The organism is Pantoea sp. USHLN256, assembly GCF_037149875.1.
Taxonomy (GTDB): domain Bacteria; phylum Pseudomonadota; class Gammaproteobacteria; order Enterobacterales; family Enterobacteriaceae; genus Pantoea; species Pantoea nemavictus.
Genome location: NZ_JBBCQO010000006.1, coordinates 1 through 22808, shown reverse-complemented (window position 1 = coordinate 22808; position 22808 = coordinate 1). Strand labels below are relative to the sequence as shown.

Below are 22808 nucleotides of genomic sequence, written 5' to 3'. Positions count from 1 at the left end.
TCTTACCCTTTGTTGTTAATTACAGCCGGAGCGACGATCTGCACCACCAGCACCGATAACCACGTGATTGCGAGTGGCCAGAAGACCGCTCCAAACACACCCAACGCCACCGCGAGAAAAATGACCGTTGTAAACACCTTAAACACTTCCCCGAGGGCGAAGCTCCAGGCAACACGGCCTTTCGCAGGCGTTTGATCCTGCAGGCGCCAGGCTAAAAACATAAACAACACGTTCGGCAGCCAGGCTGCCACTCCACCGGCGATAGCGGAGGCGCCCCAGGTGACCTCTTTCAGGGTAAAGAGCGCACCGATGATGACAAAGGTCACCAGCTGAATGATCAGCACGGCCCGGGCTAATTTCACACTGTAAAGAGACACTGACATGACGCTGAACTCTCCTGCCCCGAACGGGGTATGTCGCGTGTCGTATAAGACTGCCTTTACTCATTTGAGTCAAGCAGCAAAAGCCGTGCAAATTATACGGGCGCCACCTGCGATTTCAATCGGTAAGTAGCGAAAAGGTGAACAATTATTTAAATTTCTTTCTGAAGGACTCTTTTTCAAAACATCGACTTCCGACAATGCTTCGCTGAAAGTCTGAAATCGCCCATTCAACTTGCTTTTAAAGCGTGCTTTAGATCACATAATAAACAAGGAATAACTAAGAAAATTTGTTTATGACAAGAATCATTCGATTCAAAAACGGGTTAAAACACTTACTTATCATTTGGTTAAAATTATTACTTACGTGTTGAATCAGGATTTCCGATAAAAACACTCTATTGACATCATGTGCTGCAATAAAAACGTAAAATTGATATTACGCACGCCAATTTATTGCAGAGTTATATTTTCAACAGTGATTATTCGGCCAGGTAAATACACGCAATAAAGTGATCTAAGTGATAATGAAATGTGAATTAATCGTTAAATGTAACAGAACTTTTCGGATAATTTCCGGCGAGGATGTTAACTCGCTCACCCTGCCCTGCTAAATAAAACCCATTATCTTAAAGTGTTCAATCGCTGCTTTTTCATTCAGCACATTCGCTAAGACAAACGGCATGAACGGGCTTATATCCATACCGTTTTAAAGGCTATTGCCGGGAAATCACCACCAGATGACGTTCACCATCTAATTCGGGTACCCGTAACGGCTGAATTTTTTCTACCACAAAGCCAGCAGGCAACGCGGAAATCTCATCATCCGGACGCACACCTTTTAAGGCATAAAAGCGGCCTTCGCGGCCCGGCAAATGATGACACCAGTTCAACATGTCTTCCAGCGAAGCAAATGCACGGCTGATAACGCCGTCAAACGGTGGTTCAGATGGGAACTCTTCAACGCGGCTCTGCACCGGCGTGACGTTAGTAAGTCCTAACTCATGCTGTACCTGGCGCAGAAAACGCACGCGTTTGCCGAGGCTATCCAGCAAGGTGAAATGCGACTGAGGACGCACGATGGCCAGCGGAATACCCGGCAGACCCGGCCCTGTGCCAACATCAATAAAGCGTTCGCCCTGCAGATGCGGCTCAACCACCACGCTATCGAGAATATGACGCACCAGCATCTGCTGTGGATCGCGCACCGAAGTCAGGTTGTAGGCTTTATTCCACTTATGCAGCAATTCAACATAGCCTACCAACTGCTGTTTTTGTTGATCGGTAAGGGAAATGTTTGCCGCTTTCAGCAGCGAGGAGAGTTTGTTGATCACAACGAGAATTCCATTAACGGGGGCGAGTTGCCTCGCCCCAAAGTCTATCAGGCGCTTTTACGCAGCAGGCCCTGTTTCTTCAGGTAAATCAGCAGAATTGAAATTGCCGCCGGTGTGATACCCGAAATACGTGAAGCCTGGCCGATGGAGGTGGGTTTGTGATCGTTAAGCTTAGCGATCACTTCATTCGACAGGCCATTCACCTGACGATAATCGAGCTCCACAGGCAACAAGGTATTTTCATTGCGCTGCTGGCGATCAATCTCTTCTTGCTGGCGCGCGATGTAACCTTCGTACTTCACCTGAATCTCCACCTGCTCAGCGGCTTGCTCATCAAGCAGTGCCGGACCGTAGCTGGCGAGCGACGTCAGCAGTGGGTAAGTCATCTCTGGACGACGCAGCAGATCTTCGCCGCTGGCTTCTTTAGTCAGCGGGGCGCTGATCACGGCGTTGACTTCAGCCACGTTATCCGATTTCGGATGCACCCACAGATCGCGCAGGCGTTGACGCTCTTGCTCAATCGCTTCCAGTTTCTGGTTGTAGCGCGCCCAGCGATCATCATCAACCAGGCCGAGTTCACGACCCGCTTCAGTCAGACGCAGATCGGCGTTATCTTCACGCAGCATCAAGCGGTATTCCGCGCGCGATGTGAACATGCGGTATGGCTCTTTGGTACCTAAGGTACAGAGATCGTCAACCAACACACCGAGATAGGCCTGATCGCGACGTGGTGCCCAGCCCTCTTTGTCTGCAGAGGAACGTGCTGCATTCAGCCCTGCCAGCAAACCTTGCGCCGCCGCTTCTTCGTAGCCGGTGGTGCCGTTGATCTGACCGGCAAAGAACAGGCCGTGGATAAATTTGCTTTCCAGCGTCGGCTTCAGATCGCGAGGATCGAAGAAATCATACTCAATGGCATAACCCGGACGGATGATCTTCGCGTTTTCCAATCCTTTCATGGAACGCACGATCTGCATCTGTACGTCAAACGGCAGGCTGGTGGAGATGCCATTCGGGTAGATCTCGTTGCTGGTAAGGCCTTCCGGCTCCAGGAAGATCTGATGCGCGTTACGATCGGCAAAGCGCATAACTTTATCTTCAATCGAAGGACAGTAACGTGGACCAATCCCTTCGATGATCCCGGCGTACATCGGACTACGATCGAGGTTGTTACGGATCACGTCATGCGTCTGCTCGTTGGTGTAGGTGATCCAGCACGGCACCTGTTGCGGATGCTGTGAAGCCTTACCCATGAACGAGAACACCGGCATCGGAGTATCACCGTGCTGCGGAGTCAGTACTGAAAAATCAATCGAGCGAGCATCGATACGCGGTGGCGTACCGGTTTTCAAGCGATTTACACGCAACGGCAGTGCACGCAGACGCTTCGCCAATGGAATTGATGGCGGATCGCCCGCTCGACCACCGCTGTAGTTATCCAGGCCAATATGGATTTTGCCATCAAGGAACGTCCCGACGGTTAGTACCACGGTTTTGGCGCGGAATTTCAAGCCCATCTGCGTCACAGCACCGACGACGCGATCGTTTTCCACAATCAGATCGTCAACTGCCTGCTGGAAGATCATCAGGTTGGGCTGGTTCTCCAGCGCAGTGCGTACCGCCTGGCGATACAGCACGCGGTCAGCCTGAGCACGAGTAGCGCGAACGGCTGGGCCTTTGCTGGCGTTTAGTATCCTAAACTGAATGCCAGCCTGGTCAATTGCCGTGGCCATCAAACCGCCTAAGGCATCCACTTCCTTCACCAGATGTCCTTTCCCGATGCCACCGATCGCCGGATTACAGGACATTTGTCCAAGCGTATCAATGTTATGGGTGAGTAACAGGGTTTGCTGACCCATTCGGGCGGCGGCCATCGCGGCCTCTGTGCCCGCATGACCACCACCGATTACGATGACGTCAAAAGGATCTGGATAAAACATGAAGTGGTCCTCGTTAGTGTTCGGACAGGGATTGTTGCCCTGGGCGGTGGATTCTACTGAAATTATGTCGGCTGCGAAAGTCGCGGGATCCTGAGGTTTTAAATAAAGGATCTTTAGATCTTTTATATGATCTCTCTGTTAGATCTACTATTAGGATCGCACCAGGCTGTTGATAACCCCGAAAAGCAAAGATTAAACAAGTGATTAGAGAGGATCGTTTGCTGTGAATGATCGGTGATCCTGATCCGTATAAGCTGGGATCAAAATGGCGACTTATGCACAGGCTAAAAATGAATCAATGGTTGTTCTTTGGATAACTACTGGTTATACGCATGAAACAGGCTATGTTATCCACAAGTGATCGCACGATAAACGCGAAAAAACAGCGTAATAAACTGGGGATCGTCTCTTTTTCCCGATCCCCAGCCGGCTAAGATCGTTTTAAATCTGTGTTTTCCATGTGGCGACCCACACTTCAGCCGCGTCTTCCGGGATCTCATGCTCTAAAACGTCGATCTCAAGGCGATCGCCAATGCGTTTGGCACCCAACTGGTTCAACTGCTCTTCTAGCAGCTTAATCGCGCCGCAGAAAAGATCGTATTCATGGTTGCCGATGCCCACAGCGCCATAACGTAGGCCGGAAAGGTCAGGTTGCGTCTCCTGCAATGCTTCATATAAAGGAAGCAAGTTGTCAGGCAGTTCGCCAGCGCCGTGCGTAGAGGTAACGATCAGCCAGATACCCTGCTGTGGCAGCTCGTCCAGCTCAGGGCCATGCAGCACCTCGGTTGAGAAGCCCGCTTCCTGCAGTTTTTCTTCCAGATGTTCAGCAACATATTCGGCGCTGCCAAGGGTACTTCCACTGATTAACGTAATATCGGCCATGATGCTCTCCCGCACTAAAGGCGAGCATTGTACGCTGTGATCAAGCGGTGATCCACCTGTGGAAAACAGGGTTAATAGTAGAAAGCATCAGGCGGCAAGTCGCGCTAGACGCGCGATCTGCCCGGGATAAGGTTGTGCACAGAGTAGGAAGGAATTACGGCTTGATGGTGCGCATGATCGGGTTTTGCAGTGAGATCAGGGTTTCGGTGGACTGAATTTCATCAATAGTCTGGATCTTGTTGATCAACACCTGTTGCAAGGCATCGATCGATCGGCACATCACTTTGATAAAGATGCTGTAATGACCGGTGGTATACCAGGCTTCTACAACTTCATCCAGCGCTTCCAGTTTGCTGAGTGCCGCAGGATAGTCACGCGCGCTTTTCAGGATAATGCCGATAAAACAGCACACATCGAAGCCGAGTTGACGGGGATCGATCTCCACGCGCGTGCCTAAAATAATGCCCGCCTGCCGCATCTTCTCCACGCGAACATGAATGGTGCCCGGGCTCACATTGAACTGTTTGGCGAGCTCGGCGTAGGCGGTGCGCGCATTTTGCAGCAGCGCATTCAGAATGCCGCGGTCCAGGTTATCCAGCTGAAGGTGTTCCGCCATTGTCCATCCTCGTTGAGTTCTTCTTCTATGAATAAAGGAGAATGTGCAGCAAATTAGCGGTGCAGGCAAGGTGCAGACAACGGGTATCCCGTTGTCTGCATGCTTTTTAGCGCTTACGCCAGAAGGTCACTTGTGCCTGAGTATGCTGAAACTTGCGTGCCGTCTCGCGTATGACGAACGGCACATCCTGCGGCGGTGCCACTTCTTCAAACGCGCCACGCAGTTCGCGCTGCAGTGCCTGATAGGTGGTTAACGCTTCGCCATTTTCGCGAATACCGCCCAGCCAGTTCTCCTTCGGGGTGAAATCTTCCAGCCAGGTATAGGGCGATGACAGCACCAGCAGACCGCCGGAACGGATCATCGGCGTTATATCCTGTAGGAAACGCTTTGGCTGACGCAAACGGTCAATCAGGTTGGAAGCCAGTACCAGATCGTAACGTTCCGGCTGCGGCTTCAGGTTACAGGCATCGCCCTGAATAAATTGAATGCGCTGCGCCTGCTCGGCCTCAAGGCCAAACTCTTTCAGTCGCACCTGGCGATACTCCACCAGCTCGCCTTCTTCAGGTACCACATAGCGGAAATCTTCACCGGAGGTCAGCTGCAGCGCCACATCAATAAAGCGCGCCGAGTAATCCATGCCGGTGACCGCATCGAAATAGCGCGCCAGTTCAAAACTGGCGCGTCCGGTGGCACAGCCGATATCCAGCGCTTCACCGCGCGCACTGCAGTGCGGCAGCAATTTTTCCACCAGCGCAGCAGCGTAATTGGGGACATCGTAGTAGTTCGGTCCGTACTGGAAATCCAGATACTGCGACACCATGCTGTCCGTTTCATAGGGATTGAGCGCCATGGTTTCTTCATGAGATGAGACCACATAGCGGAAACCGGCATGCTGGAAGAAGTGACGGCGGAAAGCGTAGCGTGCGGATTTGAGTGCTTCATTGCCGGTGGAAATCCAGCTGCCGCCTTTGATCAGCGCATGTTTGCCATCAAAGGTCGGCGTGGAGAAATCGTCATACAGCGGGTGCACTTTAAAGCCTTCGAAACCGTTGGTCGGCGTGGTGGTCCACTGCCAGACATTACCGACGATGTCGTAAAACTCCCCCTGCGCAAAACGGTCAACCGGGCTGGATGAAGCCCAATATGCCAGATTGATATTGCCTGGCGCCTCCGTCCAATCCGGCTGATCGCCGCTTACCTGCTCACGCAGCTGCGCCCACTCAGCTTCGCACGGCAACTGAACGGATTTACCTGTCTCTTCAGCCAGCCAGCGGCAGAACGCGGCGGCTTCCAGCTGGTTCACCTCCGCAGGCCAATCCCACGGCATCGCGACTTCTTCAGCCAGCAAACGCAGTTTAAGCTGATCGGGCAGCTTTTCATTACCAACCCAAAACGTCGGCATCTGCGCGCCGGAAAATTCGCGCCAGCCCCAACCTTCATCATCCCACCAGCGCGGGTCGTTATAACCACCCGCCGCGATAAAGCGATAAAACTCGGCATTGCTCACCAGCATTTTGCTGGCCTTAAACGGCTTCAGTTCCGTCTGCTGGCTACCATATTCGTTATCCCAACCGTAAGTGTCGTCAGTTTTACCCTGCTGCACACGGCCACCGGGCATAGCGATTAGCGAATTGGCTGGCACAGATTGACGATCGTGACGCGCCTGCGGGCAAACTGGCCAGTGCGGCTGCGCTTTTACCCATTCAATTGGCAACTGGCGCATCAGCACGCTGGAGGTTTCCAGATGAATACGTTCGTGCTCGATCCCCATCAAAACCACCCACGCTGGGCTTTGCCAATCGATGGGCAGCTCCAGCGGCATGGTGCGAATGAACTCGCTGACCAGGCTTTTTACTTTGCCGCGATAGTCGCGTACTTCATTGATGGTCGGCCAGTCGTAATGGCTATCGTTGAGATCGTCCCAGCTCATCTCATCCACGCCGATCGCCATCATCGCTTCAATACGATCGTCAACGCGTTGGTCGAGATAGCGGCCGGCCATGAGTTTATTGATGTAGAAGGTGGCGGTATGGCCAAAGTAGAAGATCAGCGGATGGCGCAGCGAAATGGCTTTGTTAAACCAGGCGCGCTCGTCGGCCAGGCAATCAAACAGGCTTTCATACAGTTCCCAGGTTTGGGTGAAGTACGTCAGCAGTTCGGCTCTTTTTTGTTCGCTATTTTTGCCGGAGAGTCGCAGCGTGCGGGTCGGTGCGGGAAGTTGGGCGGTGGTCACAAGGTGCTCCATTTGCTTAGTGTGCGAACTTATCACTATAGCAAATTAGCATTTCTGCCAGATGACTTAGCGCTGCCAGCGGCGCAACAGGCGACTTTTCAACCCGGTATCGAAGCGCCAGATGTGATCAAAGATGCGAAGAATGCCGGGCTTACCGTGCAGCGACATGGCTACCGCATGGAAGCGCTGTTGATATTGGCGCTGACGCTGCTTAATGGTGTTGACGATATCGTCGGGTAAACGCTGGGCTATAAAATCTGACACGATCACCGCATCCGCTTCCTGCCACGCACTGCCTTCCATCCGTTTTACGACTGCCGCAAGACAGGCCGCCAGATCGGTGCCACCGCGAAAACGCTGGCTGAGGAAACGTATCGCCTGCTCAATACCGTTATCAGAAGTGAGTTCATAGCCGATGACTTCATGGGCGAACAGCATGATGTAGCAGCGGCGCTTATCCGCCAGTGCCACTTTCAGCAGCGCCAGGCAAAAGGCTTTGGCACAGCGTTCGTTGAAACCGCCCATCGAACCGGAGGTATCCACGCAGACGATAAACGGGCCGCGCGGCTGCTCTTCGTGCTGTTGGTGGCTGACCGGACTCATGGTGACTTTTTCATGCCACGCATCGCCCTGCAAACGGTAGGTCAGCAAGCGTTTTTCCACTAAGCGCCGATAAAACTCCAGCTCTAACTCGCTGATGCTCAGTGCCGCCAGCTCAGGTGGCAACAGCCGCAGCACATCATCGCTCTGATGAATGCCGCTGACCTCTTCCGGCACGTTATCCGGTTCACGCACCAGTTGGTGAAACGCCTCCAGCGGCGCATCCTGCGAAGGTACCGATTTGGCTTCGCTACTGCGCCCCAGCTGCTGTGCCAGCTTCATCAGCTCCGGCTGCTGAGCAAGGAAGTCGCCGTACTGCACAATCAGTTCGTAATCGCCGTGCTGCAGCGGCGCTTTGCTCAAATCCCACAGGCGTCCGGCGGCGGCTTCATCATCATCGGTGAGAATGGGTGCCAGTTGACCGCTGATCGCCATGCGCTGCTGCAACTCGGCCATTAAACGTTCGCGTTGTTCTTCCAGGATGGTTTCATTCAGCGTCAGCGTTTGCAGCGTCAGACTGAGGCGCCAGCGTTGCAGAAACAACGTGTGTTGTGCGTTGCTGAGCTCGGTGCTTTCGGCGTTGAGCAGCAGTTTGCTGGCTTCTTCGATGAACGGCGACGGCAGGCTTTTCAGCTGCGTCATGATGTGAGGTAACTGTTGGGTAAAATGGTGTGAGCTGAGCAGCTGCATCTGTTGAAACAGCTGAAACTCCTGCGCCAGCGCTTCTGGCACCGGTGTGACTTTGATCTGCTCGGCGATCTCTGAGCGCCAGCGCGGTAGATCGCGCATCATGGCTTGCTTCAAACGCGGGAATTTCTCAAAGAACAGTGCCAGTTGCGGCGAGGCGAGCAGCGCTAAAATCAGCTCTTCGATTAACTCGGTTTCGCCAATCGATAACAGCGTGCTCAGCGTCTCCAGTGAGATCATTTTCGCGCCTGTTTCAGCTGTTCCGCGACATCCTGCAGGCTGGTTTCAATGCGGGCTAGCCAATCGTCACTGATAAACAGGCAGCGCTGATGCTGGCTAAACAGCGTGCGCTGCGCACGCAGCTGTGTCTCGAGCGCTTCGTATTCATCCACGATCTCCTGCGGCATCTCGCTGCTGCTGCTGGCGCCCGGCAGCGTCAGTCGCGTGGATTGCAGGCTGACATCGCGCAGCGTCAGACAGTGATGTGTATCCACCAGCAGATCGAGCGTCTGACCAAAGCCAATACCGTTCAGCTTGCCGCGGATCTCGCCGCCTTTCAGCAGCCACTGCTCCAGCGCTTCGCGACCAATCAGGATATGCGTCACCTGCATATCGTGCAGCATTAGCGGCTGTTGCAGCATCAATGTCAGTTGCTCATCAGTAATGGCTGCGGGTAATTCATAATGCGGTTTGCGGCTGAACATGCCGCTGTGTTTCTCTAGCGTCAGCGCTTGCGCCACGCTTTGCTGCTGTTGCAGCGCCATGCGACGGCTTTTGATCTGTTGCAGCTTGTGTAGCAGCGCCTGCTGCTGCCATGCATGTTGCGACATTAGCGTATCGATTTCGCGATCCAGCAGCTTCATCGAAGCCACGTCATGCCACAGGCAATCTTTCAGCAGAATTAAGTCGATAGGGGCGATGGTCACGCGGCCGCTATAGAACGCGCTGGCCTGCAACAGATGAATGGCTTTCTTCCAGCGGCGATCGGAGATGTACGGCGCATCCGGCAGCGTTTCTAACTGCTGACGCAGCTGATAAATCAGTTCGAAAACGTGGTCGGGCAGGCTGACCTGACTGATGCCTTTCTGCCACTGCTCATACTCTTCATCGCTGATGCGCAACGCTTCTGCGACTGGGTTGTCGTTTTCGTCCTGCTGGTGGGTGAGCATGCTGCGGAAATTCTGCTTTTCATGCACGTTATCCAGCCACAGACGAATCAACATGCGATCGTACAGCGCTTCCAGTCCGCTATCGGCTTCCGGCAGTTCGTTGGAGGCGGTAACCAGCAGACGCATCGGGATTTTTTCTTCACTGTCGCCGTTACGGAAGCGGCGTTCGTTGATGGCGGTGAGCAAGGTATTCAGAATCGCCGGGCCGGCTTTCCAGATTTCGTCGAGGAAAACAATTTCGGCATCCGGCAGGTAGCCTTTGGTGAGACGTTGATAACGCCCTTCATCTTTCAGCGCCTGAATCGACAGCGGGCCAAACACCTCTTCGGGGGTGGAAAAACGGGTCATCAGGTATTCAAAAGCGCGGGCGTGTTGGAAGGCGTATTTCAGGCGGCGGGCTATCAGGCTCTTAGCGATGCCGGGCGGCCCGAGCAAAAACACGCTTTCGCCGCTCAGCGCAGCCAGCAGACAGAGGCGGATCGCGTGATGGCGTTCATACAGCCCTTTTTCCAGCGCGTTGCTCAGGCGAGAAATTCTTTCTGCCAAAAGATGGGGTTGAGCCATAATCACATCATTATCCTTTTGATCCTGGTGCCGTCATAGTCTGGCGAGCGCAATACTCTACTGATTATCATGCGCGATTGCGTTGATAGCCGTCAGCTTTTTTGTTTCAGAAGGTTGATGCGAGATAACTCGCCGCTTCCAACGCTTTTTTTACCCGATTTTCGGCGAAAAACCGCGTCACCGACGCGATGGTGACACTTTGTAAGAGTAGGTTTTTTTGGGAATATGTGCATACTGTGCGCTTTTTGATGGCTTGAGCGGTGGGCAAGTGCCTCATCGGCTCCAACAAAAGACAACTTATGAGCTCGGATAAGAAACAGTCCCTTGGGGCAGTCACACTGGCGGCCATTGGCGTGGTGTATGGCGATATCGGCACCAGCCCGCTCTATACACTGCGTGAATGTCTCTCTGGTCAGTTTGGTTTTGGCGTTGAGCGTGAAGCGGTTTTTGGCTTCCTGTCGCTGATCTTCTGGCTGCTGATTCTGGTGGTGTCGCTTAAATACATCAGCTACGTGATGCGCGCCGATAACGCGGGTGAAGGCGGGATTTTGACGCTGATGTCGCTGGCTGGCCGCCATACCGGCGCCAGAGCCACCGCGATACTGGTGATCATGGGCCTGATTGGCGGCAGCTTCTTCTATGGCGAAGTGGTGATTACCCCAGCAGTCTCGGTGCTTTCGGCGATTGAGGGGCTGGAAATTGCAGCCCCAAGTCTGGATGCCTATATCGTGCCATTGGCGATCGCCGTTTTGACCCTGCTGTTTGTTATCCAGAAGCACGGTACTGGCATTGTCGGAAAACTGTTCGCACCGGTGATGCTGCTGTGGTTTCTGGTTCTGGCGGTATTAGGCGCGCGCAGTATCATCAGTAATCCCGACGTGCTGCACGCGATGAATCCGTACTGGGCGCTGCACTTCTTTATCGAATATAAAACGGTCTCTTTCTTCGCGCTGGGCGCGGTGGTGCTGGCGATTACTGGCGTAGAAGCGCTGTATGCTGACATGGGCCACTTCGGCAAATTTCCGATTCGACTCGCCTGGTTCATCGTGGTGCTGCCATCGCTGGTGCTCAACTACTTCGGTCAGGGTGCGCTGCTGCTCAAACATCCGGAAGCGATTAAAAATCCGTTCTTCCTGCTCGCGCCGGACTGGATGCTGATCCCGATGTTAATTCTGGCGACCTTAGCCACGGTGATAGCCTCGCAGGCGGTGATTTCCGGTGTGTTCTCGTTAACGCGTCAGGCCGTGCGCCTTGGCTATTTGCCGCCGATGCGTATTGTGCACACCTCTGAGGAAGAGTCAGGGCAGATTTATATCCCGGTGATCAACTGGCTGCTCTACTTCTCGGTGGTGATTGTGATTGTCGGCTTCGAGCACTCCAGCAATCTGGCCGCGGCTTACGGCATTGCGGTAACGGGCACCATGGTGCTGACCGCGATTCTTTGCTCTACGGTGGCGATTCAAAACTGGCACTGGAACCGCTATCTGGTGGTGCTGATTCTGATCGCCATGTTGTGTATCGATGTGTCGCTGTTCTCCGCCAACCTGATCAAAGTATTCTCTGGCGGTTGGCTGCCGCTAACGCTGGCATTGATGATGTTCATCATTATGACCACCTGGAAAAGCGAGCGTTTCCGCCTGCTGCGTCGTATGCATGAGCACGGTAACTCTCTGGAAGCGATGATTGCTTCGCTGGAGAAATCGCCGCCGGTGCGCGTACCCGGTACCGCGGTATATATGTCGCGTGCGCTTAACGTGATTCCGTTTGCCATGTTGCATAACCTTAAACACAACAAAGTGTTGCATGAGCGCGTGGTGCTACTGACGCTGCGTACTGAAGATGCACCTTACGTGCACAACGTACGTCGTGTGACGATTGAGCAGCTGTCGCCGACGTTCTGGCGCGTGGTAGCGAGCTACGGCTGGCGTGAAACGCCGAACGTTGAGGAGATTTTCCATCGCTGCGGCCTTGAAGGGCTGAATTGCCGCATGATGGAGACGTCATTCTTCATGTCGCATGAATCGCTGATTATCGGCGATCGTCCGTGGTATCTGCGGCTGCGTGGCAAGTTGTTCCTGGCGCTGCAACGCAATGCGCTGCGCGCGCCGGATCAGTTTGAAATCCCACCCAATCGCGTGATCGAACTGGGAACCCAAGTCGAGATTTAACGCTGTGCGCGTCACCAGCTTAAGGTGACGCGCAATCCTCCGCTGGCGCGCTGGCTGAACTGCAATCGAATGCCGTGCAGCTGGGCAATATTCTTCACGATGGAAAGCCCCAATCCGCTCCCGGTTTGTGTCTGCCCTGGCGGTCGCCAAAAGCGTTCCCCTAGCCTTGCCAGTTGCTCTTCGCTGACGCCAGGTCCGTTATCATCAACGGTAATGGCGCGAGCATTGAGCTGCACATCGATGGTACTTCCCGCCGGTGAATAGCGCAGCGCGTTATCCAGCAGGTTGCGCACCATCAAACCCAGCAGCAGCGGATGACCGTTCATCACCGGTTCAGCATGGCTGGTAAATGCTAAATCGGTATGCTGCTGTTCCGCCTGTGGGAAATGTTCCGCCAATAGATTTTGCAGCAGCGGCGCCAGCGCGACCGGTTGAAATTCGCTGCGCAGATCGTCTGCTTCCACGCGTGAAAGTGTCAGCAGCTGATCCACCAGCCGGGTGGCGCGCACAATACCGCTATCCAACTGCTGAATGGCGCGTTTGCGCATCGCTTCATCATCATCGGCCAGCTGAATCACTTCGCTCTGTACGCGCAGCGCCGCCAGCGGACTACGCAGTTCATGGGCGGCATCGGAGGTGAAGCGACGTTCGCGCTGCACCAGATGTGCCATGCGACTAAACAATCCGTTGAGCGCCACCACCAGCGGTTTTACCTCTTTAGGCAAGCGGGCTTCCGGCAATGGCGTGGCGTCATCCGGCGCACGTTGATGCAGTGAAACCGTCAGACGTTTCAACGGACGCAGTTCAAACCACACCAGCGCCAGCAAAAACAGCAGCATAAAGGGCATGGCAATCAGCCATGGCAACAAGCTACTCAGCGCTAGATCGCGCGTCATATCCTCGCGATACTCCCACTCCTGACCAACCACCACGCGATAACGTTTATCGGCAGAGGTGAGCCACACTAAGCGCCAGCTGTCTTTATCGCCGCGCAGGCGGCCATCGACAAAGCCATCGCGCTGATGATCAAACTGCAGATCGCGACCGTTTTCACCATCGTTTAAGAGCGGTTGTCCCTCGGCGCTGAAAATGGCAAACGCCAGGGCATCATCATCCTGATCGCCACGATGATGGCGCAATATCGCTTTGGTTTTGGGCAGCGTAACGTCCTGCAGCGAGGTGGGATCGAGCGCTATCAGGCGTTTAGCAAATAGCATCTGCTGGGTATCAAACAGCTCATTCACCGTATCGCGGGTTTGATGCCATGCGCTGAGGCCGGCAAGTCCGCCGCATAACAGAATCAGCAGCACAAAGCCGATGGCGAGGCGCAGAAACAGACTCATTCCGCCGCTCCCAGCGTATAGCCCACGCCATGCACGGTGCGAATAAACTGGCTGCCGAGTTTTTTACGCAGATGATGAATGTGCACTTCCACCGCATTGCTGGAGATATCCTCATCCCAGCTATACAGTTTTTCTTCCAGCTGACTGCGCGTCAGCACGCGGCCTGGGTTGCGCAGAAACAGCTCCAGCAGCGCCAGTTCACGGCTCTTCAGGCTGACGGCTTCGCCATCGCACATTACGCTGTGGCTGCCGGGCGCCATCACCACCTTGCCGTGTTTGAGTTCGGGCTGCAGTTGCCCATGACGACGACGGATCAGCGCCTGCAAGCGCGCCGCCACTTCTGTCAGCGCAAACGGCTTGCACAGGTAATCGTCGGCGCCGAGCTGCAATCCCTGCACACGCTGATCGAGCGCATCACGCGCGGTAAGGATCAGAACTGGCACATCGTGTCCTTGCTGGCGCCATTGGCGCAGGATATCCAGACCGTCGCGCTCGGGCAGCGACAAATCCAGCACCACTGCATCCCAGGGGGCCGCTGTTAACGCCTGAAACCCGCTTTCGCCGGAGACAAACCAGTCCACGCTGAAGCCGAGTTTGGTGAGCCCGACTTTTAATCCGTCACCAATCAGCGTGTCATCTTCAATCAGTAAAATGCGCATTACGTCTCCTTCTGTTAAACGGAGTTATACGAAGCACAATCGCTCTTGTACAGCGAAAATCGCGGCAAATAGACTATTTTTCATGAATGTACGCGCAATGCGTTTTCTTAAGATCCTGTTAAGAACCTTGTGGTGAAATAGCTCCCGTAATCCGACACATTGATGAAAAAGAGGTCATTTATGAAAAAGTCTGCAGCTCTATTAGCCGTTATCGCGCTGGCCGCTACGCCGGTACTTGCCGCCCAGCAAGGTGGCTTTGTTGATCCGAATGCACCAACGGCGCAGGTTAAGTCTGGTGGTTTCAAAGCTGATAACACCAGTGTTGTTACGGTGAAACAGGCCGAAGAGATGAAAGACGATAGCTGGATTACCGTGCGCGGTACGCTAGAGAAGCAAATTGGTGATGAGGATTATCAGTTCCGTGATGCCACTGGCACCATGAAGGTCGAAATCGATCATAAGCGCTGGAACGGTTTAACCATCTCACCGAAGGATCAGGTAGAACTGACCGGTGAACTGGATAAAGATTTCAACTCCATCGAACTGGACGTGAAACAGGTGCGTAAACTGCCATAATTTCCTCCCCGGGGCCGTGTAAGCGGCTCCGCAATCCCACCAAACTCAAATTCTCTCTGGTACAAGCGAAACGTTTCGATGGCGATCACATTTCCGTGATGCCGTCATTGAGTTGCCGCGCGCATTTTATACACTCCCGATCAGCGAAACGTTTCGCTGTGGAGTGGAAGAAATGAAAAAAGGTCGCTTGTTAAACGCTGAAGTCTCTCATGTGATTGCCCGCCTGGGGCACACCGATACGCTGACGATTGCAGATGCAGGCTTGCCGATTCCGGCCGGTCCACAGCGCATCGATCTGGCGTTAACGCCGGGTACGCCCGAATTTTTACAGGTGGTCGACGTTATCACGCAGGAGATGCAGGTCGAAAGCGCCCTGATGGCGGAGGAGATTAAGCAGCATAATCCGCAGCTCCACAGCGCACTGCTCGCCGTGCTCGAAGCCTTGCAACGGCACCAGGGGAATGTCATCACCATCCGTTACACCAGCCATGAACAATTCAAACAACAAACGCAGCGTAGTCAGGCGGTCATTCGCAGCGGAGAGTGTTCTCCGTATGCGAATGTCATCCTGAGCGCTGGCGTGACCTTCTGAGGCCGTTATGCAACCGCTATTGCAACTCAAAGGGATTGAAAAGTCGTTTCCTGGCGTGAAAGCGCTGAATGGCGCCTCGCTTGCCGTCTATCCTGGCCGCGTCATGGCGCTGGTGGGTGAAAACGGTGCCGGTAAATCCACCATGATGAAAGTGCTGACCGGCATTTACAGCATGGACGCCGGTTCCATGCAGTGGCTAGGTAAGGATGTGGCGTTCTCTGGCCCAAAAGCGTCTCAGGAAGCGGGCATTGGCATCATCCATCAGGAACTGAACCTGATTCCACAACTGACTGTTGCCGAGAATATTTTCCTTGGCCGTGAATTTGTTAACCGCTTTGGCCGTATCGAATGGAAAAAGATGTACGCCGCGGCGGATGCGCTGTTAAAGCGCCTCAATCTGCGTTTCAGCAGCCACAAGCTGGTGGGCGATTTGTCGATTGGCGATCAGCAGATGGTCGAGATCGCCAAAGTGCTCAGCTTCGAGTCGAAAGTCATCATTATGGATGAACCGACCGATGCGCTTACCGATACCGAAACGCTGTCGTTGTTCCGCGTGATTAATGAACTGAAAGCGCAGGGCTGCGGCATCGTCTATATCTCGCACCGCATGAAAGAGATCTTCGAGATTTGCGATGACGTCACCGTGTTCCGTGATGGGCAGTTTATCGCCGAGCGTGCGGTCAGCGATCTGAGTGAAGAGAGCCTGATCGAGATGATGGTCGGCCGCAAGCTGGAAGATCAATATCCGCGCATCGATCAACAGCCGGGTGAGATCCGCTTAAAAGTAGAAAACCTGAGCGGGCCGGGCGTCGATGATGTCAGCTTTACGCTGCGCAAAGGGGAAATCCTTGGCGTGTCCGGCCTGATGGGTGCGGGCCGGACCGAATTGATGAAAGTGCTGTATGGCGCTCTTCCGCGCAGCAAAGGCAAAGTGACGCTGAATGGCCGCGAGATTATGACCCGCTCACCGCAGGATGGCTTAGCAAACGGCATCGTTTATATCTCTGAAGACCGCAAGCGCGATGGCCTGGTGCTCGGTATGTCGGTGAAAGAGAACATGTCGCTGACCGCGCTGCGCTATTTCAGCACCGGCGCGGGCAATCTCCGACACAGTGACGAGCAGCTGGCGGTGGGCGATTTTATCCGCCTGTTCAACGTCAAAACCCCCTCAATGGAGCAGCCGATTGGCCTGCTGTCTGGTGGTAATCAGCAAAAAGTAGCGATTGCGCGCGGTCTGATGACGCGCCCCGATGTGCTGATTCTTGATGAGCCGACACGCGGCGTCGATGTCGGGGCGAAAAAAGAGATCTATCAGTTAATTAACCAGTTTAAAGCCGAAGGGCTGAGCATCATTTTGGTGTCGTCAGAAATGCCGGAAGTGCTGGGCATGAGCGATCGCATCGTGGTGATGCATGAAGGCCATCTGAGTGGCGAATTTTCCCGTGAGCAGGCTACCCAGGAATCCCTGATGGCGGCGGCAGTCGGTAAGCAACACAGCGAGGAGTTAGTAGTATGAGCACCCAAACCTTACCCGCCAGCCGTCGTTGGTTCAGCAAAGCCTGGCTGCTGGAGCAGAAATCCCTGATTGCGCTGATTGTGCTGATCGCCGTGGTTGCCAGCCAGAGCCCGAATTTCTTCACGCTGCCAAACATGTTCAATATCCTGCAGCAGACATCGGTCAACGCCATTATGGCGGTGGGGATGACGCTGGTGATTCTGACCTCGGGCATTGATTTGTCGGTGGGATCGCTACTGGCGCTGACGGGTGCCGTCGCGGCGTCAATCGTCGGATTAGAAGTGAATGCGCTGGTAGCCGTTGCGGCTTCGCTGGCGCTGGGCGCGGCAATTGGCGCTATTACCGGCGTGATTGTCGCACGCGGCAAGGTGCAGGCTTTTATCGCTACGCTGGTAATGATGCTGCTACTGCGCGGTGTCACCATGGTTTATACCAACGGTAGCCCAATCAACACCGGTTTTAACGATAACGCCGATCTGTTCGGCTGGTTCGGCATCGGCCGTCCATTGGGCATTCCTACACCGGTATGGCTGATGGCGGTGGTGTTCGCACTGGCGTGGTACATGCTGCATCACACGCGCCTCGGACGTTACATCTATGCGCTGGGCGGTAACGAAGCGGCTACACGTTTATCCGGTATCAGCGTTAACCGCGTCAAAATCATCGTCTATTCGCTGTGCGGCCTGCTGGCGGCATTGGCGGGCACCATCGAAGTGGCGCGCCTTTCTTCTGCACAACCCACGGCAGGTACCGGTTATGAACTGGATGCCATTGCTGCGGTGGTGCTGGGCGGTACCAGCCTGGCGGGCGGTAAAGGTCGCATTATGGGCACGCTGATTGGTGCGTTAATCCTCGGTTTCCTGAATAACGGCCTGAATCTGATGGGCGTATCGTCTTACTACCAAATGATTGTTAAAGCCGTTGTCATTCTGCTAGCGGTGCTGGTGGATAACAAAAGCAGTAAATAACTCTGACCTTCACACAGGATTTAAAAATGAAAAAGTTAACTGCATTGGCCGTCATTCTTGGCGCCACCCTCAGTGCTGGCGCGATGGCTAAGGACACCATTGCTCTGGTGGTTTCAACCCTGAATAATCCGTTCTTTGTGTCACTGAAAGACGGCGCACAGAAAGAAGCTGATCAACTGGGTTATAACCTTGTAGTGCTGGATTCGCAGAACAACCCGGCGAAAGAGCTGGCGAACGTGCAGGATCTGACCGTACGCGGCACCAAGCTGCTGCTGATCAACCCAACCGATTCTGATGCAGTGGGCAACGCCGTTAAGATGGCGAACCAGGCGAACATTCCGGTGATCACCCTGGACCGTGTTGCTGCACAAGGTACCGTGGTGAGTCACGTTGCTTCTGACAACCGCTTCGGCGGCAAAATGGCCGGTGACTTCATCGCCAAAAAGCTGGGCGAAGGCGCGAAAATCATTGAACTGCAGGGTATTGCCGGTACTTCTGCAGCGCGCGAGCGTGGCGAAGGCTTCAAACAGGCGGCTGATGCGCACAAATTCAATATTCTGGCGAGCCAGCCTGCTGACTTTGACCGTACCAAAGGTTTGAACGTGATGCAGAACCTGCTGCAGGGACATCCGGATGTACAGGCTGTTTTTGCTCAGAACGACGAAATGGCGTTGGGCGCGCTGCGTGCGCTGCAAACTGCCGGGAAAACTGACGTGCTGGTGGTGGGCTTCGATGGCACCGCTGACGGTGTGAAGGCGGTAGAATCGGGTAAGCTGACCGCCACTGTGGCACAGATGCCAGATAAGATTGGCGTGATTGGCGTGCAGACTGCCGATAAAGTATTGAAAGGTGAGAAGGTGCAGTCGGTGAACCCGGTTGACCTGAAGCTGGTGACCAAATAATAAATAAAGAAAAGCAGGGCAACGCGCCACCGTCCTGGTGGCGCATCTTTCTGGATGAATCCCAATGACCACAAGCGCAAAACTGGCCGTTCTCGGCAGCATCAATGCCGATCACATCCTTAACCTCGCCCACTTTCCGCGTCCGGGCGAAACGGTGATCGGTAAACAGTATCAAATTGCCTTTGGCGGCAAAGGGGCCAATCAGGCAGTAGCCGCTGGCCGTGCAGGGGCTGACATTGCATTTATTGCCTGTGTCGGTGCCGATGACATTGGCGCACGCATTCGTCAGCAGCTGCAGCAAGACCGCATTGATACTGCGCCGGTCGAAATCGTCGCGGATGAAGCCACCGGAGTGGCGATGATCTTCGTCAATGGCGAAGGCGAAAATAATATCGGTATTTATTCCGGCGCCAATGCGGCCCTGACCCCTGCCCGCGTTGCGCATCATCGGCAGGTCATTGCCGATGCAGATGCGTTGCTGATGCAGCTGGAATCGCCACTGGAAAGCGTACTGGCAGCGGCGAAAATTGCCCGTGAGCAGCATACCCAGGTGATTCTCAATCCCGCGCCGGCCACACAACTCTCTGATGAGCTGCTCGGATTGATTGACATCATCACGCCAAATGAAACTGAGGCAGAAATTCTCACCGGTATCGCGGTAAAGAGCGATGAAGACGCAGCGCGTGCCGCGCAGGCATTGCATGCCAAAGGTATTGCTACCGTGTTAATCACGTTAGGCCGTCGCGGCGTGTGGCTGAGTGAACAAGGAAACGGCGTGCGTATTCCGGGCTTCAGCGTGCAGGCCATCGATACCATCGCTGCGGGCGATACCTTTAACGGTGCGTTTATCACCGCGCGTCTGGAAGGCGTAGCGATGCATGATGCCGTGCGTTTCGCCCATGCCGCCGCCGCGATTGCGGTGACGCGTCCGGGCGCTCAACCCTCAGTGCCGTGGCGCACTGAGATCGACGCCTTCCTGCAACAACAGGGCTAAGCGCTTGGCTACCATGAAAGATGTCGCTCGCCTGGCGGGCGTCTCTACCTCCACCGTTTCTCACGTCATCAATAACAATCGCTTTGTCAGCGAGCAGGTGCGGGAAAAGGTGGATCAGGCGATTCGCGAACTCAACTATGCGCCGTCCGCGCTGGCGCGCAGCCTGAAGCTCAAGCAAACGCGCACCATTGGCATGCTGCTGACCGCCAGCAGTAACCCGTTCTATTCCGAAGTGGTGCGTGGCGTGGAGAATAGCTGCTACGAACGCGGCTATAGCCTGATTCTGTGCAATACCGAAGGCGATGAAGAACGCATGAATCGCAGCCTCGAAACGTTGATGCAAAAGCGTGTCGATGGTTTGCTGATGATGTGTACCGAAACCCATCTGCCGTCGGCGGAGATCCTCAATCGTTATCCGTCGGTGCCAATGGTGATGATGGACTGGGCGCCGTTTGAAGGGCGCGGTGACATTATTCAGGATAACGCGCTGCTGGGCGGCGAGCTGGCCACTCAGCATCTGATCGATCGCGGCTACACGCGTATTGCCTGTATTGCGGGACCGCAGGATAAAACCCCGGCGCGTTTGCGTCTGGAAGGTTTCCATAAAGCGATGGCCAACAGCGGATTGTCGGTGCCGCCGGGCTACGTCGTCGATGGCGATTTCGAGTTTCAGGGCGGTTTCAATGCGATGAACCAGCTGCTGGCGTTAGATGCGTTGCCTGAAGCGGTGTTTACCAGTAACGATGCTATGGCGGTTGGCGTCTATCACGCTTTGTTCCAGGCCGGCTTGCGTGTGCCGCAGGATATTGCGGTGATGGGCTATGACAACATCGAGCTGGCGCGTTACCTGACGCCGCCGCTTAGCACCATCCATCAACCGAAAGATGAGCTCGGCGAACTGGCGATTGATACCTTGATTCATCGTATGAGCGATCCCGACGCCAGTCAGCAAACGCTGGTGCTGACGCCGGAGCTGGTGGAGCGCGGTTCGGTTTAAGCGGCTTTCTTCTTTTTCTCGCGGTTGGCGATGAGATTTCGGCCATCGCCCGGACGTAACATCATGAAGGTGAAAGCTGACAACACGGTGACGACGCCCATTGTCAGGAAGGTGGCGTGGAATTGCGCGACGGTTGTCGCCTCGACATCCTGATAGAAACGCAGTACCGCGGCGCTCACCGCCACACCAAAGCTGATCGACAGCTGCTGCGTTACCGCCAGCACACTGTTCCCGCCGCTGGCGTTCTCATCATTTAAATCCGCTAGCGTGATGGTATTCATCGCGGTGAACTGCGTCGACATCGCCATCCCCAGAATCAACAGTGCCGCCAGCAACATGACTACGCTGCCGCCCGGCGATTGCAGTGAGAAGGTGGCAATCAGCATGCCGATAATAATGGTGATACCAACCAGCGTATGACGATAGCCGAAGCGGCGTAGCACCTGCGTCACCGTCGATTTCGCCAGCAGCGCGCCAATCGCCGTCGGTCCCATCATACAACCGGCAATCAGTGCGGGATAACCAAAGCCTACCTGTAACATCAACGGCATCAGGAACGGAATACAGCCGGTTCCCAGACGCGAGGCAATGTTGCCAATGATGCCGACCGAAAAGGTACGGGTTTTAAACATCGGTAAATTGATCAGCGGTGCCGGATGGCGCCGTGCATGCACTATATAAAGAAGAAGTAACGCGACGCCGCTAAACAGCACCAATAACGCTTGCCACGGCAGCACAACACGCTCGCCAAACAGTTCAATGCCGACAGAAATCAGCACCAGGCCTAAGCCAAACAGCAGGAAACCTAAAAAATCAAAGCGGCGTTTCGGCGTCGTAAAGTCCGGCATATATTTGCGCGCATAAAAGATGCCCGCGATACCGATGGGAATGTTGATCAGGAATATCCAGTGCCAGCTGGCGTAAGTTACCAGCAGGCCGCCAAGCATCGGGCCAAGAATCGGTCCCACTAAACCTGGCATGGTGACGAAGTTTAAAACGGGCAGCAGTTCACTGCGGGGATATGCGCGCAGAAGTGCTAAACGCGCGACGGGCATCATCATCGCTCCGCCAATCCCCTGTACTACGCGAGATATCACCAACATGCTCAACGAGCCGGATAAGGCACAAGCCAGTGAACCCAGCGTAAACAGAGAGACGGCAATGATAAAAACTTTGCGTGTGCCGTAGCGATCGGCCAGCCAGCCACTTACCGGGATCAGCATCGCTACCGTAAGCGTGTAACTGATGACAGTCGATTGCATGGCAAGAGGAGATCGTTCGAGACTGACGGCAATAGCGGGAAGCGCGGTATTAAGGATGGTGGCATCGAGTGCCTGCATGAAAAACGCCATGGCGGCGATCCAGGGCAAGCCGGCCATACTGCGCGCGGAGCGAATCATTGAAAGTCCTTCTCGAATAATTGTCAGCCTGCAACAAAGTAAATTGCGTTTGGTTTAACAGAATAGCATTGGTGTTTGAGGTGATGGCGCTGATTTGTGTCGATGAAGCGGCGAATTTGACTGTTAAATCGGCGAGATATGTCTGTTTTTAACGCGTTCGTTTAAAAAAGAGGCGCTTAGTCATTTTTTTGCAATAAACCCTTGTCACCTCCGAATAACTCCCTATAATGCGCCACCACTGAGACGGCAAAGCGGCAACGCAGGCGGCTCAGCAGGGAGTGAAGAAATTCA

The 22808-nt window shown here is 54.4% G+C and carries 19 protein-coding genes; 8 read left to right on the top strand and 11 right to left on the bottom strand.

Annotated elements, in window-relative coordinates; all coding sequences use genetic code 11:
- Positions 1-2 precede the first annotated feature (2 nt).
- From atpI to ravA, 8 genes are all read right to left on the bottom strand, one after another.
- Positions 3-383 (bottom strand): F0F1 ATP synthase subunit I, encoded by a 381-nt coding sequence (gene atpI / locus WFL93_RS15780; protein WP_007893609.1) that lies wholly within the window; start codon positions 381-383, stop codon positions 3-5.
- Between the two features lie 713 nt (positions 384-1096).
- Positions 1097-1714, bottom strand: a complete 618-nt coding sequence (gene rsmG, locus WFL93_RS15775) for a 16S rRNA (guanine(527)-N(7))-methyltransferase RsmG (protein ID WP_007893610.1) — start codon at positions 1712-1714, stop codon at positions 1097-1099.
- Positions 1715-1761: 47 nt separating this feature from the next.
- Complete coding sequence (gene mnmG / locus WFL93_RS15770) at positions 1762-3651, bottom strand: tRNA uridine-5-carboxymethylaminomethyl(34) synthesis enzyme MnmG (RefSeq protein WP_049852411.1); 1890 nt, start codon at positions 3649-3651, stop codon at positions 1762-1764.
- 441 nt (positions 3652-4092) lie between these two features.
- A complete protein-coding gene (gene mioC / locus WFL93_RS15765; RefSeq protein ID WP_007893612.1) occupies positions 4093-4533 on the bottom strand; it encodes an FMN-binding protein MioC in 441 nt (146 codons plus the stop codon).
- A 154-nt stretch (positions 4534-4687) separates the two neighbouring features.
- The gene (asnC, locus tag WFL93_RS15760) at positions 4688-5149 is read right to left on the bottom strand and encodes a transcriptional regulator AsnC (RefSeq protein ID WP_007893613.1); all 462 of its coding nucleotides are present in this window, start codon (positions 5147-5149) and stop codon (positions 4688-4690) included.
- A gap of 106 nt (positions 5150-5255) precedes the next feature.
- Positions 5256-7394: a 5-histidylcysteine sulfoxide synthase gene (gene ovoA / locus WFL93_RS15755; RefSeq protein WP_336778531.1), complete on the bottom strand. Its 2139-nt coding sequence runs from the start codon at positions 7392-7394 to the stop codon at positions 5256-5258.
- Between the two features lie 54 nt (positions 7395-7448).
- Positions 7449-8909, bottom strand: a complete 1461-nt coding sequence (gene viaA, locus WFL93_RS15750; protein WP_336778530.1) for an ATPase RavA stimulator ViaA — start codon at positions 8907-8909, stop codon at positions 7449-7451.
- Positions 8906-10402, bottom strand: coding sequence for an ATPase RavA (ravA, locus tag WFL93_RS15745; protein WP_036622171.1), 1497 nt, complete (start codon positions 10400-10402; stop codon positions 8906-8908). The genes viaA and ravA overlap by 4 nt, the downstream gene beginning before the upstream one ends.
- 299 nt (positions 10403-10701) lie before the next feature.
- On the opposite strand from ravA, the gene kup reads away from it, so the two are divergent.
- Complete coding sequence (gene kup / locus WFL93_RS15740) at positions 10702-12570, top strand: low affinity potassium transporter Kup (RefSeq protein ID WP_049852414.1); 1869 nt, start codon at positions 10702-10704, stop codon at positions 12568-12570.
- Between the two features lie 11 nt (positions 12571-12581).
- On the opposite strand, the gene qseC is transcribed toward kup, so the two are convergent.
- Both qseC and qseB read right to left on the bottom strand, forming a co-directional pair.
- Entirely contained in the window at positions 12582-13913 is a 1332-nt protein-coding gene (gene qseC, locus WFL93_RS15735; protein WP_336778529.1) for a quorum sensing histidine kinase QseC, read from the bottom strand.
- Positions 13910-14572 (bottom strand): quorum sensing response regulator transcription factor QseB, encoded by a 663-nt coding sequence (gene qseB, locus WFL93_RS15730; protein ID WP_336778528.1) that lies wholly within the window; start codon positions 14570-14572, stop codon positions 13910-13912. The genes qseC and qseB overlap by 4 nt, the downstream gene beginning before the upstream one ends.
- Before the next feature lie 180 nt (positions 14573-14752).
- Here qseB and WFL93_RS15725 point away from each other — a divergent pair, with 180 nt between their 5' ends.
- From WFL93_RS15725 to rbsR, 7 genes are all read left to right on the top strand, one after another.
- Entirely contained in the window at positions 14753-15148 is a 396-nt protein-coding gene (locus WFL93_RS15725; RefSeq protein WP_007893632.1) for a YgiW/YdeI family stress tolerance OB fold protein, read from the top strand.
- Between the two features lie 172 nt (positions 15149-15320).
- Complete coding sequence (gene rbsD / locus WFL93_RS15720; protein WP_007893635.1) at positions 15321-15740, top strand: D-ribose pyranase; 420 nt, start codon at positions 15321-15323, stop codon at positions 15738-15740.
- Positions 15741-15747: 7 nt separating this feature from the next.
- Positions 15748-17256 carry a ribose ABC transporter ATP-binding protein RbsA gene (rbsA, locus tag WFL93_RS15715; RefSeq protein WP_007893638.1) on the top strand — a complete coding sequence of 503 codons (1509 nt, stop codon included), beginning with the start codon at positions 15748-15750 and terminating at the stop codon, positions 17254-17256.
- Positions 17253-18224 (top strand): ribose ABC transporter permease, encoded by a 972-nt coding sequence (gene rbsC / locus WFL93_RS15710; RefSeq protein WP_007893642.1) that lies wholly within the window; start codon positions 17253-17255, stop codon positions 18222-18224. The genes rbsA and rbsC overlap by 4 nt, the downstream gene beginning before the upstream one ends.
- 26 nt (positions 18225-18250) lie before the next feature.
- On the top strand, positions 18251-19126 hold the full coding sequence (gene rbsB, locus WFL93_RS15705; protein WP_007893644.1) for a ribose ABC transporter substrate-binding protein RbsB: 876 nt from the start codon (positions 18251-18253) through the stop codon (positions 19124-19126).
- A gap of 64 nt (positions 19127-19190) precedes the next feature.
- The gene (gene rbsK / locus WFL93_RS15700; RefSeq protein WP_336778527.1) at positions 19191-20120 is read left to right on the top strand and encodes a ribokinase; all 930 of its coding nucleotides are present in this window, start codon (positions 19191-19193) and stop codon (positions 20118-20120) included.
- A gap of 13 nt (positions 20121-20133) precedes the next feature.
- Positions 20134-21117, top strand: a complete 984-nt coding sequence (gene rbsR / locus WFL93_RS15695) for a ribose operon transcriptional repressor RbsR (protein WP_049852418.1) — start codon at positions 20134-20136, stop codon at positions 21115-21117.
- Here the strand turns inward: rbsR and mdtD are convergent.
- Complete coding sequence (gene mdtD, locus WFL93_RS15690; RefSeq protein WP_180822730.1) at positions 21114-22517, bottom strand: multidrug transporter subunit MdtD; 1404 nt, start codon at positions 22515-22517, stop codon at positions 21114-21116. The genes rbsR and mdtD overlap by 4 nt on opposite strands.
- Positions 22518-22808 lie beyond the last annotated feature (291 nt).

Bases quoted from the DNA above. Each gene is read 5' to 3' on its own strand.
- qseB (WP_336778528.1), bottom strand. From the start codon at position 14,572: ATGCGCATTTTACTGATTGAAGATGACACGCTGATTGGTGACGGATTA.
- rbsB (WP_007893644.1), top strand. From the start codon at position 18,251: ATGAAAAAGTTAACTGCATTGGCCGTCATTCTTGGCGCCACCCTCAGT.
- mdtD (WP_180822730.1), bottom strand. From the start codon at position 22,517: ATGATTCGCTCCGCGCGCAGTATGGCCGGCTTGCCCTGGATCGCCGCC.
- rbsD (WP_007893635.1), top strand. From the start codon at position 15,321: ATGAAAAAAGGTCGCTTGTTAAACGCTGAAGTCTCTCATGTGATTGCC.
- mnmG (WP_049852411.1), bottom strand. From the start codon at position 3,651: ATGTTTTATCCAGATCCTTTTGACGTCATCGTAATCGGTGGTGGTCAT.
- rbsA (WP_007893638.1), top strand. From the start codon at position 15,748: ATGCAACCGCTATTGCAACTCAAAGGGATTGAAAAGTCGTTTCCTGGC.
- rbsC (WP_007893642.1), top strand. From the start codon at position 17,253: ATGAGCACCCAAACCTTACCCGCCAGCCGTCGTTGGTTCAGCAAAGCC.
- viaA (WP_336778530.1), bottom strand. From the start codon at position 8,909: ATGATCTCACTGGAGACGCTGAGCACGCTGTTATCGATTGGCGAAACC.
- mioC (WP_007893612.1), bottom strand. From the start codon at position 4,533: ATGGCCGATATTACGTTAATCAGTGGAAGTACCCTTGGCAGCGCCGAA.
- WFL93_RS15725 (WP_007893632.1), top strand. From the start codon at position 14,753: ATGAAAAAGTCTGCAGCTCTATTAGCCGTTATCGCGCTGGCCGCTACG.
- kup (WP_049852414.1), top strand. From the start codon at position 10,702: ATGAGCTCGGATAAGAAACAGTCCCTTGGGGCAGTCACACTGGCGGCC.
- ravA (WP_036622171.1), bottom strand. From the start codon at position 10,402: ATGGCTCAACCCCATCTTTTGGCAGAAAGAATTTCTCGCCTGAGCAAC.
- qseC (WP_336778529.1), bottom strand. From the start codon at position 13,913: ATGAGTCTGTTTCTGCGCCTCGCCATCGGCTTTGTGCTGCTGATTCTG.
- ovoA (WP_336778531.1), bottom strand. From the start codon at position 7,394: ATGGAGCACCTTGTGACCACCGCCCAACTTCCCGCACCGACCCGCACG.
- rbsR (WP_049852418.1), top strand. From the start codon at position 20,134: ATGAAAGATGTCGCTCGCCTGGCGGGCGTCTCTACCTCCACCGTTTCT.
- atpI (WP_007893609.1), bottom strand. From the start codon at position 383: ATGTCAGTGTCTCTTTACAGTGTGAAATTAGCCCGGGCCGTGCTGATC.
- asnC (WP_007893613.1), bottom strand. From the start codon at position 5,149: ATGGCGGAACACCTTCAGCTGGATAACCTGGACCGCGGCATTCTGAAT.
- rbsK (WP_336778527.1), top strand. From the start codon at position 19,191: ATGACCACAAGCGCAAAACTGGCCGTTCTCGGCAGCATCAATGCCGAT.